General features: G+C 54.1%; 9 protein-coding genes. 6 read left to right on the forward strand and 3 right to left on the reverse strand.

The features are described 5' to 3' along the window. The first annotated feature begins 64 nt into the window (after positions 1-64). On the forward strand, positions 65-1,519 hold the full coding sequence (locus ACMHXI_RS04445; RefSeq protein ID WP_413734124.1) for a L,D-transpeptidase family protein: 1,455 nt from the start codon (positions 65-67) through the stop codon (positions 1,517-1,519). Between the two features lie 184 nt (positions 1,520-1,703). Further along, on the forward strand, positions 1,704-2,252 hold the full coding sequence (locus ACMHXI_RS04450; protein ID WP_081737067.1) for a DUF882 domain-containing protein: 549 nt from the start codon (positions 1,704-1,706) through the stop codon (positions 2,250-2,252). On the opposite strand, the gene ACMHXI_RS04455 is transcribed toward ACMHXI_RS04450, so the two are convergent. Next, the gene (locus ACMHXI_RS04455) at positions 2,140-2,643 is read right to left on the reverse strand and encodes a hypothetical protein (RefSeq protein WP_025009639.1); all 504 of its coding nucleotides are present in this window, start codon (positions 2,641-2,643) and stop codon (positions 2,140-2,142) included. The genes ACMHXI_RS04450 and ACMHXI_RS04455 overlap by 113 nt on opposite strands. 294 nt (positions 2,644-2,937) lie before the next feature. Here ACMHXI_RS04455 and rplY point away from each other — a divergent pair, with 294 nt between their 5' ends. After that, complete coding sequence (gene rplY / locus ACMHXI_RS04460) at positions 2,938-3,225, forward strand: 50S ribosomal protein L25 (protein WP_025009640.1); 288 nt, start codon at positions 2,938-2,940, stop codon at positions 3,223-3,225. 174 nt (positions 3,226-3,399) lie between these two features. Here rplY and ACMHXI_RS04465 read toward each other — a convergent pair whose 3' ends face one another. Together ACMHXI_RS04465 and ACMHXI_RS04470 are read right to left on the reverse strand one after the other, a co-directional pair. Continuing rightward, positions 3,400-7,398, reverse strand: coding sequence for a translocation/assembly module TamB domain-containing protein (locus ACMHXI_RS04465; RefSeq protein WP_413734127.1), 3,999 nt, complete (start codon positions 7,396-7,398; stop codon positions 3,400-3,402). After that, complete coding sequence (locus ACMHXI_RS04470) at positions 7,395-9,194, reverse strand: autotransporter assembly complex protein TamA (protein ID WP_144164866.1); 1,800 nt, start codon at positions 9,192-9,194, stop codon at positions 7,395-7,397. The genes ACMHXI_RS04465 and ACMHXI_RS04470 overlap by 4 nt, the downstream gene beginning before the upstream one ends. A gap of 184 nt (positions 9,195-9,378) precedes the next feature. Between ACMHXI_RS04470 and ACMHXI_RS04475 the strand changes: the two genes are divergently transcribed. The 3 genes from ACMHXI_RS04475 (at position 9,379) to hrpA (ending at position 14,909) form a co-directional block, all read left to right on the forward strand. Continuing rightward, complete coding sequence (locus ACMHXI_RS04475) at positions 9,379-10,413, forward strand: isoaspartyl peptidase/L-asparaginase family protein (protein ID WP_071237610.1); 1,035 nt, start codon at positions 9,379-9,381, stop codon at positions 10,411-10,413. A 95-nt stretch (positions 10,414-10,508) separates the two neighbouring features. Continuing rightward, the gene (locus tag ACMHXI_RS04480) at positions 10,509-10,925 is read left to right on the forward strand and encodes a CBS domain-containing protein (protein WP_028779284.1); all 417 of its coding nucleotides are present in this window, start codon (positions 10,509-10,511) and stop codon (positions 10,923-10,925) included. A 108-nt stretch (positions 10,926-11,033) separates the two neighbouring features. Next, positions 11,034-14,909 carry an ATP-dependent RNA helicase HrpA gene (hrpA, locus tag ACMHXI_RS04485; protein WP_413734130.1) on the forward strand — a complete coding sequence of 1,292 codons (3,876 nt, stop codon included), beginning with the start codon at positions 11,034-11,036 and terminating at the stop codon, positions 14,907-14,909. Positions 14,910-15,052: the final 143 nt, after the last annotated feature.

Consider the following 15,052-nt stretch of genomic DNA (forward strand, 5'->3'; position numbering starts at 1 on the left):
GCAAAATATCATCGAATCACGGCGCATATTTGCCATAATTGAGCTTATGTCCCGGGAGGCCGATATGACAAAGCGCGTGTTAATGCCTTTACTGATCATTCTGCTCCTCAGCGGCGCGGCATATGCAGTTAAAGCCGATGATGCCGCTATCAGGATCCTGAATAATCAGCTGCAGTTGCTGGCTCTGCTGCCTGAAGGGCAGGAGTTTGCCGATGATTTACGTTCCATGAGCCGCGGCGATCTTAACCTTCAACTGGAGTTGCGTGAGGGGATTGAACAGGATATTGCAGCCTTCTGGAAGCGTCGTGGCGTTCCTTTGGCCTTCAACACGCTACCCCTTGACGCCAATTCGCTCAGCCGGGCGCTGGCGCTGGAACCTCAGGAAGACGACTATCTGGCAACCAGCAGCCGGATCCGCTATCTGATTTGGCTCGCTGAGCGGCATCAATGGCCCAGGTTGGATCCCGGTGGTTGGCTGCGCCCTGGCGACAGTCATCTGCTGATCCCAACAATTGCGAAGCGTCTATATTGGCTTGGCGATCTCAGCAGCGAGCCGGGCGATAACAAGGTTTATTCACCGCAGCTGGCCTCGGCGGTAGAAGCGTTTCAATCCCGTCATGGGCTTAAAACCGATGCCATCATAGGCCCTGATACGCTGCGTTGGCTCAATACTGAACCATTGCAACGTGCCCGCATGCTGGCCGGCAACTTCGTTGCCCGCACCGTCTACAAGCAGCAATTGGGAAAGCGCTATCTGTTGGTGAATATCCCGGCGTTCGAGTTGACTCTGGTGGATGACAACCAGGTGCAGTTACGCTCCAGGGTCATAGTCGGCAAACCCTATCGGCAAACACCACTGCTCAGCAGTGAGGTATCCAATATCGTTTTAAATCCTACCTGGACTGTGCCAAGGGGTATACTGAGGCGCGACTTACTGCCGCAGATCCGCAAGAATGGTGAATATCTGCAGCAGCGGCATTTCAATGTCTATGACTATCAGGGCAATAGAGTGGAAGAGAGCGCCGAAGCCTGGCAAAAAGAGGCGAGTGGCCGTTTCCCTTATCGTTTGGTACAACAACCGGGCGCCGATAATGCCTTGGGACGCTACAAGTTCCATTTCAGCAATGGCTTTAATGTTTATCTGCATGACACACCGGACAAGCATCTGTTTGCCAAAGCCAATCGAGCCCTGTCTTCCGGTTGTATCCGGGTCGACAAGGTGGAAGAGTTGGCGTCCTGGATGGCCAATAATCTGGTGCGGGACAAGAGAACCTGGCAGCGGATGCAAAGTGACTATCAAACCACTCAATGGTTTGCCTTTGAGCAGCGCCTGCCTGTTCATCTGGTTTATTGGACTGCGTGGATGGATGAGCGGGAAACAGCGCAATTTCGCAGTGACATCTATCAATTGAGCCCGGGAGTTAAGGTGGCACTTGGGGCGCAGACAATAAGGAATACTGAATTGGCCCACAAGGCAGAGCAGCGTCAGGGAAGTGAGGAGCATTTGCTGCGTCCTTGATAAACAGTATCTTTGGGACGCCTAACCCAAGCTTTACTAACTTAATGTGGTGCAAGGAATTATCTCGATTTCTGTCTAGTTCATCTCAAAAGGCCGCGGCGCTGCCTCTAAATCGGCGCTTGACCTTGGCGTTAATCCCGTATAATTTGCCGCCTTGTGGTTGTTTTTTGTGCAAGGTGAATAAGTGTCAGTAGTATGTCCTGCCCGTAGGCAGTTGTTGATGGGCCTTGGCGGCGCGGCAATGGTTTCTATGCTTCCTTCAAAAGCGATGGCGAGTCGGTCTACTAAAGGTAGTCGATATCTGAGTTTTTATAACCGGCATACAGGGGAGCGTGGCGATGGGACTTATTGGAAAGACGGTCATTATCAGAGTAACACTCTGTCGCAGTTCAGCCATCTGCTGAGAGATCATCGGCTGAATTTGGCGGCCCCTATGGATAAACGCCTGTTCGATCTCCTGTTCAACCTGCAGCAGACGCTGTCGGTTTCTGAAGAGATCCATGTGATTTCAGGTTATCGCTCGCCTAAAACCAACGCCATGCTGGCCGGCAAGAGTAACGGCGTAGCCAAGAAGAGTTACCATATGCGGGGTATGGCAATGGATATCGCGATCCCCGGCGTTAAGCTTGAGACTTTGCGTGAGGCTGCCCTGTCATTAAAACTAGGGGGAGTCGGCTATTATCCGAAGTCGGGATTTGTCCACGTTGACTGCGGGCCGGTGCGCAGCTGGTAGGTTTTTCCGGCACAGAGAGATTGGTTTCTGCCCTGCGGATAAAGCCCTGTTCGCGGGGCTTTCTATCTTCAAGCAGTGCCAGCAGCTCGCTGAACTGCAATCTGAGACGTAACAGCTCGCGGGTTTGCTGCCAGTCGGCGACCAAGGTGTTGAGTCTGTCATAAAAGAGAGCGTCTGAGCTCAATTGCTCGATAAGATCCGGGCAGTTGCAGGCACGCATCAAATGTAACAGATGGCCGCTTTTCTGCTGATTACAGGCGAGAAACTCCAATAAAATCAGGTCGAGCTTCTCCTGTTGAAACGGAGCATGTTCGATCAGGTAATGGAGTTCCGCTGCCAGTTTATAGCACAGGCTATCATCCCGTATCAGTTGCTGCAGATTGGCGTTCATCGGCCTGCTTCATGTAATAAAACCAGATTACTGAAAGCAGGGTAGCAGCAGGGCGATGGAAAAATTGTGATCTCGATCAGGGTAAAACCTCTGCTAAGCAATGGCTTTTCTTAATGATTACAGATGTTACAGATGAGCAACAGCGGGAGAGAGAAATTGACTTCACTTTTACCTGTAAAGGGTAAATCAGCTTGTCGGCTCAGTTACCTCTGTGCTAGTATTCGCCCGCTTTATATGAAGGCCGCTATTGGTCGAAAATAGTGGCCAGTTATTGACTATCAAAAGAGTATTATTATGTCTTACACTATTCCAGCACAAACCCGCACTGAGATTGGGAAAGGTTCGAGCCGCCGCCTGCGTCGTGACGGGAAAGTTCCAGCCGTTATCTATGGCGCCGGCAAAGAAGCCGTTGCTATTGTGTTCGAGCACAAAGATATCATCAACATCCAAAGCAACGATGACTTCTACACCAGCGATCTGACCATAGTTCTGGACGGCAAAGAAGTTAAAGTACGCGCTCAGGCTATGCAGCGTCACGCGTTCAAGCCAATGATCGAGCACGTAGACTTCGTTTACGCTTAATCGATAATTGGATGTTGAAAAGCGCCCTCAGGGCGCTTTTTTTATGTCTGCATTTTGGGTTTTGAGCAGCGGGGACAGCTAATTAGGCTTTAAGTCGCATTTTATGTCCAGGCCGGATGGGATAAGTAGCGGATACCCGCAAGGCTGGCATCCGCTACCATGAGTGTTTACAGCTTAAAGATCAAAGCTGTAGTAGATATCCAGTGACTGGCCCAGAGTGCCGGATACACTTTCCAGATAGAGCTGCGACAACAGATAGTAGCGTACCGTCATTTCATAACCCGGATTGAATACACCGACACCATATTTAATCATCAAATCTTTGCCAATATAGCCGCTGATGGCGACTTTACCATCATCATTGGTATCCAACTGCACATTGGAGAAGCCAAACATCTCCACCAGGCCGGCCGCCGTGTCGCCCAGGCTGGAAATGGCGCCGCCATCGACCTGGGAGCTCAGCGACAGCGCTGCGCCCATCATCAGTGAGTTGTTCTGCTCATTGCCGGAGCCAAAACCTTTACCCTGAACAATATAGGAGAGGATTTCGGCCTGCTCCTTGGCGGGGTTGGAAAACAGGGTCACTATCGGTTTGTTGGGAGTGCCTGTAATACGTACCCCGGCGGTGACATCTTCATCGCGGATCTCCCGAATAGCCTCGATATTGAGGTTGGGGATTTGCATAGGCCCAACAAACTGCACCGCACCTGTGGCAATTTTCAGCGTCTGCCCCATGAATTTATAGCTGCCGTTAACTACCTTGATATCACCAAAGAGTTGCGGCGGCTTCTGCGGCGATTGCTGCATCCGTAAGGTACCCACCAACATCCCTTTGAGACCCATACCATCGATAGCCAGCTTATCACCGACATCTATATTCAGATCGGCGCTCAAAGCCATGGGGGATACCTTGGCCTCCTGCTCGGAAATAGAGTCGCTGAATACCACATCGGATGATACGCTCACTCCTCCGGCCGGCAGTTGCACCACCTTGATATTGCCAGAAGGCACCTTGACCTCACCCTTGATATCGAGCGCGTCCGGGCTGAAATGCAGTTGAATATCCGGGCTGACATTGACAATCGCCAGTGGTGGTTGAATGACACCGAGCTCTTGCCCCTTGAGCTGGATATCACCGCTGAATTGTCCTTCAGGCCAGCGCAGTTGACCGCTGAGGTTCGCCTGGCCGCTGCCCATCATCCACTGGCCATGGAGCTCGGCAGTTTGGCCGGCAAAGGCCATATCCAGTGATATCTGCTCCAGTCTAGTGGGGTTGACTGTACTGGCCAGGGCTCCATCGCGTAGGTTAAGTTGACCACTGAGCTCTGGGTTGTTGAGGCTGCCATCCAACTTCAAGTTGGCGCCGAGTAAACCCTCAATGGTTTCAAGTTGTGGCATGAACTGGCCAAGCAGTTGTAGATTGATTTTTTCAATATTGACGTAACCACTGAGGCTGCGATCCGGAGTGACCTTGATATCCAGCTGGCTTTCCCAGCGGGCGAGAGCATCGGAATTGAACAGAATATGGCTTCTCAGCGCATCATCATCCAGGGTGGCGTTGAGTTTCAACGCCTGATAGTCGATGCTGGCACTGGCTTGCTGTTTGCGTTTAAGGCTGACTTTCCCGGGAGCCAACTGGAAGTCGAGCTTACCCTGCGGACGCGCGCCGGGTTTCCAGGCGATGGCGGCATCCATCAAGGCGTCACCCTGCCAGCTGAACTGCTCGGGTAACAGCTTGGCGAGTAGTTGCCCGGGTTGCCCCTGATAATGCAACTTGGCTTCACCCTTGTCACTGAGGCTAACATTATCGGTCAGGCAGAGTCTGCTGGATGGGTGACTCAAACAAAAGCCACTGAGTTCACCACGGGTCTGCTTGAGATCCCAGTCCAGTGACACTGTTTGTTCAAGCTGCCACAGCCCCAGAACGGATCCCAAGTTGAATTTGCTGAGTTCCACCTTGGCCTTTTGTTTGGCGAGATCCAGCTTGCTGTGGATGGCAGTATCCAGCTGCAGATCGCCCTCGGTTTCCAGCCCCAGTTTCTGTTGCTGTTCATTACCCTTGGCTCTGAGAGTGATGCCATCGAGATGAATACCTACGCCGTCAAATTCACCTGTCTTCAGCGATAGGGCAAACTCATGCAGATCCAGCGGCGCATAGAGCGCCTTGAGTTGACTGCCGCTGAGTTTGAGATCGCCAAATCTGATGCTCTGGGTATTGGCCTTGAGCTGTACCTGCGGGTGTTTGGCATCGCCCACCACCTGGATATCGGCTGTCAAAGCACCGAAAGCCTCGGGATGCCAGAGATTGAAATCGGGCACGTCCAGCGTGGCACTGAGATCCCATTGCTCTTTGGCGCTGCCGGAAAGGTCCAGGCGGGTATTGAGCGCCCGCAGCGATAATCCCTGGCTGCTGAGCTCAAGCGAATCATCTATATCCAGATCGCCAGTCAGTTCAAAGGGCAGGCGGTCCAATGAGCCCTGAAGTTGGGTCTGCTTCAGACTCACTCGCCACTTGCTATCCTGCCAGCGACCACTGCTGGCCAGCTGTCCGCTGATATCGCTGGATGGGATCACCGGCGTATCTTCCGCCAGACTTTCTTCAGATTTGCCCTCGTCAGCTTGGCTTTGTGCACTTGTTGCCTCGTTGTCACTCTTACGCTTGTTGTGGGCAACTTGGCTATTTGGGTCTTTTCCCTTCGCAGCTTCTTCGGTAGAAGGCAGGGTTATTGCGCCGCTGTTGAAGTGTGAAAGCGCAAGATTTGCATCCCAGGCGATGCCATCGGCGTAATCCAGCGTACCCTGGAGTACAAGTTTACCGGCGCTGCTGTCACTGCTGAACTCTTCAACCTTGAGTCTTTGGCCTTGATGCACCAGGCGGGTATTGAGGCTGAGCTCAGGGTAGAAGGGAGTGCTTATCTGAGCGACCACACTGGCGGCCTGTTGCTTGAGGCTGCCGCGGCTTTCCAACGCCAGTCCGCTGACACTGTACTGGGCCAGATCAAAGGGCCAGTGCAGTTCCCCTTCTGAGATGTTCACTGAATAGGGCAGTTCCGGGTTAGCGAGATTGACGCTGGCATTGAGTGCCAGGCTCTGCTCGCCACTGAGTTTGGCCTTGAGTTGCAAGTCGCTGAAATCTCCCTTGAGGGCGAGATCCAACTGTTGCTGTTCGAGTCCCGGTAGTTCAGGTAAACGCTGTAACTCCAGTTGTACCGTCAGTGCCATGGGCCAATGCTTATCCAGAGTCAGTTCACCTTCCAGCGACAGACTGGCATCTGTGTGTTTGGCATAAAACTCGTTGACCCGCAGCTCGGCGCCGATGTAGCTGGCGCTGAGACGCAGTTCCTCAAACCTGTCATCCCGCCCCATGATCTGCAGGCGCGAGTTCTGCAACTCGGCGTGCTTTAAATAGATGGGGAAGGGCATGGCAACGTTTGGCATCTGCGCCAGCGCCCATTCATCAGTCTCACTCTTTGGTGCCGCTTTTTGTTGCATGGCCGCTGCGGCTGATTTGTCTTTGTCAGTCGCTTGCGCTTCTGCCGCATTAGCTTCAGGGATCAGCACGCTGAGCCCGCGGCTTTCAAGCTGGATGATCTGCAAACCACTTTCCTGCCAATTGGCTGCTGTATTCAATGCCGCAGCATCAAAATGCATCTCATCGACTCGCACTTGAATATCCGTGAGGCTTGCTCGCTTCAGGCTGATGCCAAAGGGCAGTACCAGCTCTCCCGAACTTGGCGCTTCTTCCTCTGTGGCTGAATCTGAGGCGAAGGCCTGGGTGTCTATGTCGACCCGGGTCGTTGTCAACACCAGGGCGTCGACACATAACTGCTTTTGCAAAAGGCAGGCAGGCTGCCAGGCAAGGGTAACGGCATCTGCAGCGACACTGATGCCGTCCATCTGCCAGTGTACCTGTTTGAGTTGCAGCTCCCGGTTCAGGGTGCCGGAAGCATATTCCAGCTCAAGATCCGGCACCAGAGCACTGGCAAGAAATACCGCTAAATGGCTCCCGGGTGCCGTGCCCAGCAAGAGTGCCAACAGCACCAGCAAGCCGAGCGGGATATACAAAAGTGTGCGGGTGAACCACCTCAAGGACTTGAGCCACAGGGGGCGCGTCTTTTTTGCCACTTGCTTGCTGCTTGGGTTGGGTTCCTGTGGCATTGGGGCTTGGCTCATAATTCTGTCCCCATGGTCAGGTGAATACGCCAGGGCCTGTCTTCGGCATCGGATTCGTGCAGGCCAAAGCCCACATCCAGTTTGATGGGGCCTATGGGGGATATCCAATGAATACCACCGCCCACGGAAACCACAGGTTCAAATTGACTGACATCAAAGGCGTTACCTGCGTCGACAAAGGTACCCAGCCGCCAGCTTGGGGTCAGGTAGTATTGATACTCCAGGCTACCGACCGCCAGATAGCGGCCACCGACCACCTCCCGTGAAAGACCACCCTGATCATTGGTGTAATCCAAGTGAGGCCCAAGTTCCTGATAGCTGTAACCACGAATACTCTGATCGCCACCGGCGAAGTAGCGAAGCGACGGCGGGATCAAGGCCAGATCGCCTTCGGCCGCCAGGTTGACCCCGAGATCGAGACGGGAAACAAATCTGTGCTTTTCAAAGAAAGTCTCAATCCATTTGAATTTGGCCTGCATCCGAGTCAGGCGGATCTCTGAACCCAGTGAAGGATCGGCATATTCAATACTGTAAAGTTGCCGGAAACCCGACTTGGGATCCAGGCTGTTATCGCCGCGGATGGTCTTGGACAGCGTGGTACTAAACAGCAAAAATCCAGGATCATAATCAATATCCGACTGGGTGTAGCTTTCCTGAATCGCTTCCAGCGAGTAGCTCAGCAGCCAACCGTTATGCAGGCGTTTGCTGCGGCCAACCCCGAGAAGCTTCTTGGTCGATTCCAACTGACCTGTATTGCTAAAGTCCCTGTCCTCAGGAACATAGTCCTGAGTTACGCCGTATTTGTCCCTCAGCAGACCGACACGGATCTTGAGCTGATCATCCAAAGGATGAGTCAGGGGAATAGTATAGGTAGAGAGGAATTTGGGTCTGTCTCTCGACCACTCTATGCTGGTCTCTTGGGAATGGCCGTAACTGTTGATCTGTGGGGTGCGCCAGGTCACCCGGACCCTGGGATCCAGGCTGCTGTCTGTGCTGGAGCCGATATCGGCACCCAGACCCAGCTCAATGGAGTGATCCGGTCTTGGGGTCAATTCGACCCGTACCGGGATGCTGTCTTCTGTCAACTTGTCGATTTGGGGCAACACCTTGATATTGGCAAAATAGCCGGTATCCAGCAGTTCCTGATTGAGCCGCGTGAGCTTGCGGGTACTGTAGGGCGCGCCGGGTTTGAATGGCAACAAGTCATCGAGCAATTGCGGCTGCAGGCTGTGGCCTTCAAAGCTTACTTCGCCAAACTGGTAACGCTTACCCGAGTCAAAATACAGGTTGAACTGTGCCAGATTGAGATCGCGATTAACGCGGATCTCTGATTTTTGATAATGGCCATCAAAATAGCCCCGGGCCAGCGCCAGCGAAATAAGCTGCGACTTTATCTGTTCATAATCGCCGTGATTGAGGGGATCGCCGGGTTTGACCTTGACCTGGCTGAGCCAGCGGTTGATCCAGGGGTCGTTGAGTACTTCGCCTTCGAGGCGGATATCGACCCACTGCAGACGGGTAACTTCTCCCGGAGTGATAGTGAGCTTGAGCTCCCACGGCCCTTGTTCGCTTTCCTTGAGCTCTTGTTCCAGCTTGCCATGGTAATAACCCATGGATTCCAGCGCGGCCTCAACGCTGTCGCTGACATTAAATAGATAGGCACGGCGCTGCACCTTGGACTCCGGAAAGTTGCCCAAGTGTGCGCGGATATTTTTCTCAAGCTCGCCCGAAACCCCTTCAATGCGGAGATTAAGCAGAGGATCATCGGCGGCCACTACCTGGGGGCTTGCCAGCATGATCGACGCAAAACTCAGGATATACGCGGGAAAGCGACTGTATTTGGTCAAGGAAATCAGAACTTTTGCTTAGCGTAACATTGCTGCTATTGTCGCCTCTGATCTTGGCTCAGGCAAGTAACAGATTGCCATCCAGGCATAAAATGGTTACAAAGGCAGCAGTCGTTAATATGGAAGCAATACAATGAAAACAAAAATAAAAACTCTTGCCCTGAGCCTGGGACTCCTGTTACCTGGGTTGCTGCCGGCCTGGGCGGCCGAGGCTCCTTTTGCGATTGCCATTCATGGTGGCGCCGGCACTATTTCCAAGGCGGCCTTGACTGAAGAGCAGCAAAAAGCCTACCGCGACAAGCTGACTGAAGCCGTCAATGCCGGTTATAAGGTGCTGGATAAGGGCGGCGCCAGCATGGAGGCGGTGCAGGCTGCCATCAGAGTGCTGGAAGACAGTCCCTTGTTTAATGCCGGAGTCGGCGCAGTGTATACCTTTGATGGTGCTCATGAACTGGATGCCTCCATTATGGACGGCAAGAGCATGAATGCCGGTGCAGTGGCCGGGGTTAAACATATACGTCATCCAATCGATCTCGCCAGAGCCGTGATGGACAAGTCAGAGCATGTGATGCTCTCGGGGGCGGGCGCCGAGGAGTTCGCCCTGACGTTGGGAATGGAGCTGGTGCCCGGCAATCGCTTTGACAGCGAAGCGCGCTATCAGCAGCTTCTCGATGCTAAGGCCAAAATCAACGCCGCCGAAGCCAATAAAGACTTTCAGGCGCGTCTTAGTCCTCTGGATCTTGATTACAAGTTCGGTACCGTTGGCGCAGTGGCATTGGATAAGCAGGGCAACCTGGCAGCCGGGACCTCGACCGGCGGCATGACAGCCAAACGTTATGGCCGCATCGGTGATTCACCTGTAATAGGTGCCGGCACTTATGCCGAGAACGGTGTCTGCGCCGTTTCGGCGACCGGCCACGGTGAGTACTTTATCCGTTTCCATGTGGCCGGCGATATCTGCGCCAGGGCCAAGTATCAGCAAAAATCGATTTTGCAGGCCGCCGATGAAGTGATCAATCAGCGGCTGATCTCAGCCGGCGGCAGTGGTGGGGTGATTGCCATTGACCAAAGAGGCAATGTGGCAACACCGTTCAACACCGAAGGTATGTACCGTGCCTGGCGCAAGAGCAATCAAGCGGCGGAAGTGATGATCTGGCGGGATAACTAAAATTTTGGATTGAGGCAATCGCTGCTGCCTTGAACCCCAAGGGCAAAATATTGGCTACACTGAACAATGAAGCCGTTTTGAACTTGGGGAAAGCTATGGATTCGATAAAAATACGTGATCATATGGACCGTCAGCCTGTGTTGCTGAAGGCGGATATGTCGATAGCCACTGCGGTGGAAAAACTGCTTGAGGCCAATAAGGGTGGGGCGCCCGTGGTGGATGCAGCAGGAAGCCTGGTGGGCTTTTTGTCACAGCAAGACTGTATGGCTGCCATGCTCAAGAGCAGTTATCACTGCGATTTGACCGCCGTGGTGCGCGACTGCATGCGCGCCGATGTCCTTTGGGTCAGGCCGGATGACAGCATATTGCAGCTGGCCGAGCAGATGCTGGGGCAGAAGCCGAAAATATACCCAGTGGTGGAAGATGGCCGGGTGGTGGGAACCATCAACCGTACCAATGTGCTCAAGGCCATGAACATCTATATGCAGCAGTGTTATTTGACTCCGGCCTGACAACAACGCTTGATTTGACTGAAATTTGGGCGTTATCAGTCAGTAAGCATACCCAAGACGGCGTATCCTTGTTAGGATCGCCGTTTTTGATCCCAATGGACAAAGGTTTTGAACGCTAAGCTGCACCCACTCTCCCGCGAATATCTGGATCTCTGCTTTCAGGCCGATGCGGCGCGCATTCGCCGCAGCTTGTTTCGCTTGAAAAAAAGCCCCGACTCAGAAGCCAAACAGCAAAAACTCGCCGAGCTCAGTGAAGCCGCGCTGCAGGCTTATGAAAGGGCGCAGCAAAGGCTGGCAGACAGACCTGTCATCGAGTATCCGGATGAGCTGCCGGTGTCACAAAAGCGCGATGAAATCGCCTCGGCCATCATCAATCATCAGGTGGTGATAGTGGCCGGTGAGACCGGCTCGGGCAAGACCACTCAGCTGCCCAAAATCTGTCTCGACTTAGGGCTTGGCAGCCGTGGTCTGATTGGCCACACTCAGCCCAGACGGCTGGCGGCCCGCAGCGTGGCCAGCCGGGTTGCCGATGAACTCAAGACAGAGCTGGGTCAGGCGGTGGGTTTTAAGGTTCGTTTCGCCGATGCGGTTTCCCAGGACTCCTATATCAAGTTGATGACAGACGGTATCCTGCTGGCAGAACTGGCATCGGATAAATGGCTCAGTCAGTATGATTGCCTCATCATAGACGAAGCCCATGAGCGCAGTCTCAACATCGACTTTATTCTGGGTTATCTGAAGCAAATTTTGCAAAAGCGCCCGGATCTCAAGTTGATTATCACCTCGGCCACCATAGATGTGGAGCGCTTTTCCAAGCATTTTGACAATGCGCCCGTGGTGGAAGTGTCCGGCCGTACTTATCCGGTGGAAACCCGCTACCGCCCCCTGTTGCAGGATGACGACGCCGACTTGGATCTGATGGACGGCATCTTTGCCGCCGTCGATGAACTCTGTCGCGAAGGCCCGGGGGACATTCTGATTTTCATGAACGGCGAGCGCGAAATCCGCGATACCGCTGAGCAGCTGAAAAAGCGTAACCTGCGCGATACCGAGATCTTACCGCTTTATGCCCGTTTGTCATACGGCGAGCAGTCCAAGGTATTCAAGCCGCATCCAGGGCGGCGCATTGTATTGGCCACCAACGTGGCCGAAACCTCGCTGACTGTGCCCGGGATCCGCTATGTTATCGACCCAGGTACCGCCAGGATAAGCCGCTACAGCTATCGTACCAAGGTGCAGCGTTTGCCGATTGAGCCCATCTCCCAGGCCAGTGCCAATCAACGCCAGGGACGTTGCGGCCGGGTTGGACCGGGGATCTGTATTCGCCTCTATGACGAACAGGACTTTATCAATCGGCCGGAGTTTACCGATCCTGAAATTCTGCGCACCAACCTGGCATCCGTGATCCTGCAGATGCTGGCCATAGGCCTGGGTGACATTGAGGGCTTCCCCTTCATTCAGCCACCGGATCCGCGCCATATCCGCGACGGTTTCTTGCTGCTCGAAGAGTTGCAGGCGGTGAGCAAGCACAAAGGGGCGCTGAAACTGACCCCGCTCGGGCGCGATCTGGCGAAGATCCCGGTCGATCCCCGCTTGGCCCGCATGGTGCTTGAGGCCAATAAGCTTGGCTGTCTGCATGAGGTGATGGTGATTGTTGCCGGGTTATCGATTCAGGATCCCCGCGAGCGGCCACATGAGAAGAAACAGGCCGCCGATGAGGCCCATCGCCGTTTTGCCGATAAAGACTCCGACTTTGTTGCCTGGCTCAATCTGTGGCAGTACCTCAAAGAGCAGCAGAAGAGCCTGTCATCCAGCCAGTTCCGCAAGCAGGTGAAGGCCGAGTATCTGGCCTATTTGCGTATTCGCGAATGGCAGGATCTCTATGCCCAGCTGCGTCAGAGTGTGCACGACCTCAAGTGGCGCCTCAACAGTCAGGCCGCCGAATATGAGCCACTGCACCAGGCGCTGCTCTCGGGGCTGCTGAGCCATATCGGTTTCAAGGATAAAGACAACGAGTATCTGGGGGCCCGCAACCGGCGCTTCTTTGTGTTTCCCGGCTCGCCGCTGGCCAAGAAGGGCCCCAAGTGGATTATGGCGGCCGAGCTTACCGAAACATCACGCCTGTTCGCCCGTACCTGCGCCCGTATAGACCCTGTATGGCTCGAGTCTCTGGCGGCGCATCTGGTCAAGAAGCAGCACAACGAGCCTCATTTCGAAGCCAAACAGGGCAGTGTGATCGCCCTGGAAAATCAGGTGCTCTATGGCCTCACCATAGTCAACCGCCGCCGGGTACAGTTTGGCCCGCTGGAGCCGGTTAAGGCTCGGGAAATCTTTATTCGCTCGGCTCTGGCCGAGGGTGAGCTGCGCTGCAATGAAGCCTTCTTCAAGGCCAACCAGGCGTTGCTCGAAGAGGTGGAAGATCTCGAACATAAGTCGCGGCGGCGCGACATTCTGGTGGATACAGATGCCTTGTTCGCCTTCTACGATGAGCGCATTCCACCAGGGATATACAACCAGCCCAAATTCAACACCTGGTGGAAACAGGCCAGGAAAGAGACCCCTGAGCTGCTCAATTTCAGCCGCGAACTCTTGATGCAAAGGGATGACACCCATGTATCGGCATTGGACTTCCCCGACAGCTGGCAGCAGGGCAATCTCAGCCTCAAGCTGAGTTACCATTTTGAACCGGCGGCCGAGGATGACGGCGTCTCTGTGCTTATTCCGGTGGCGCTGCTCAATCAGTTGGATGAAACCGATTTTGACTGGCAGGTGCCGGGGCTCAGAGAGGAGAAGTGTGTTGCCCTGATCAAGTCCTTGCCCAAACCGCTGCGGCGCAATTTTGTGCCGGCGCCGGATTATGCCCGCGCCTGTGTGCAGGCGATGGAACCTTTTGCCCAGCCTTTGTTGCCCTCCCTGTGCAAACAGCTGCTGAGAATGAGTGGCACCCGTGTCAATCCGGAGGATTTCGATCTCAACGCCATTGCCGACCATCTGAAGATGAACTTCAAGGTGGAAGACGACAAGGGCAAACTCCTGGCTCAGAGCCGGGCTCTCGACAGTCTCAAGGCATCATTGCAGGGGCAGGTGAACCAAGCGATACGCAAGGTTGCCGACAAGGGCATAGAGCAAAACGCCCTGACCGAATGGAACTTTGGCGACCTGCCGAAAGAATATCAAAGCCGCAAAGGCAGCTATGAGGTGAAGGCGTTCCCCGCCTTGGTGGATGCCGGTGATACAGTTTCCATCAAATTATTTGATGACGAACAGCAGGCTCTTTCCCACCACAGACAAGGACTGAGAAAGCTGCTGCTTATCAATATTCCATCGCCGGTGAAACATCTACAGCAGGCCTTGCCCAACAAGGCCAAACTGGCGATGTATTTCAATCCTTTCGGCCAGGTGCAGATACTGATAGATGACATTATTGCCGCGGCAATTCAGCAGCTTTTGGATGAGCAGCAGTTGGATGTCCGCAGCGCCGATGACTTTGCCAAAGCCAAGGAGATTGTCAGGGCCGAGCTCAATGAAACCGCAGCGGCCATCGCCCTCAAAGTAGAGCAGATTTTGACCTTGCACCAGAAGATCCGTAAGCGTCTCAAGGGCAAAATCAGCCTGGATATCGCCTTTGCCATGAGTGATATTCAAAGCCAATTGGACACCCTGGTGTTCAAGGGATTTGTTGAAGCTTCCGGTTGGCGACGTCTTGGCGATCTGATCCGCTATCTCAAGGCGATTGAGCTGCGCCTGGACAAGCTGCCGGTGGATCCCAACCGTGACCGTTTGCACCTGCACAGCATTCACAACGCCGAGACAGAGTTCAAGGCCGCGCTTGCCAAGGTGCCGCGCAGCCAGGCGGTACCGGAGGCGCTGGCCGAGGTGCGCTGGATGCTGGAAGAGTACAGGGTCAGCTGTTTTGCTCAGAGTCTGGGCACTGCCTATCCGATATCGGAAAAGCGCATCCTTAACCAGTTGCAGCAGTTTTAACTGGACAGCTGCAGCTGGCTCCTAAAGTGGACGCGATAAAAAAACAGGCGGGCCCAGAGCACAGCAAGAACAATACAGTGCCTGCTGGTGCCCGCCTGGTAAACGGCCATATTTCCCACCGCGGCTATTGTTGAACGCCGCTT

The sequence above is a fragment of the Shewanella sp. BJSY2023SW005 genome (assembly GCF_047314585.1).
In the GTDB taxonomy this organism is placed as follows: Bacteria; Pseudomonadota; Gammaproteobacteria; order Enterobacterales; family Shewanellaceae; genus Shewanella; species Shewanella algae.

Coding starts and splice junctions, on each gene's coding strand:
- ACMHXI_RS04455 (WP_025009639.1), bottom strand. CDS start 2,643: ATGAACGCCAATCTGCAGCAACTGATACGGGATGATAGCCTGTGCTAT.
- ACMHXI_RS04480 (WP_028779284.1), top strand. CDS start 10,509: ATGGATTCGATAAAAATACGTGATCATATGGACCGTCAGCCTGTGTTG.
- ACMHXI_RS04475 (WP_071237610.1), top strand. CDS start 9,379: ATGAAAACAAAAATAAAAACTCTTGCCCTGAGCCTGGGACTCCTGTTA.
- rplY (WP_025009640.1), top strand. CDS start 2,938: ATGTCTTACACTATTCCAGCACAAACCCGCACTGAGATTGGGAAAGGT.
- ACMHXI_RS04445 (WP_413734124.1), top strand. CDS start 65: ATGACAAAGCGCGTGTTAATGCCTTTACTGATCATTCTGCTCCTCAGC.
- ACMHXI_RS04465 (WP_413734127.1), bottom strand. CDS start 7,398: ATGAGCCAAGCCCCAATGCCACAGGAACCCAACCCAAGCAGCAAGCAA.
- ACMHXI_RS04470 (WP_144164866.1), bottom strand. CDS start 9,194: ATGCTGGCAAGCCCCCAGGTAGTGGCCGCCGATGATCCTCTGCTTAAT.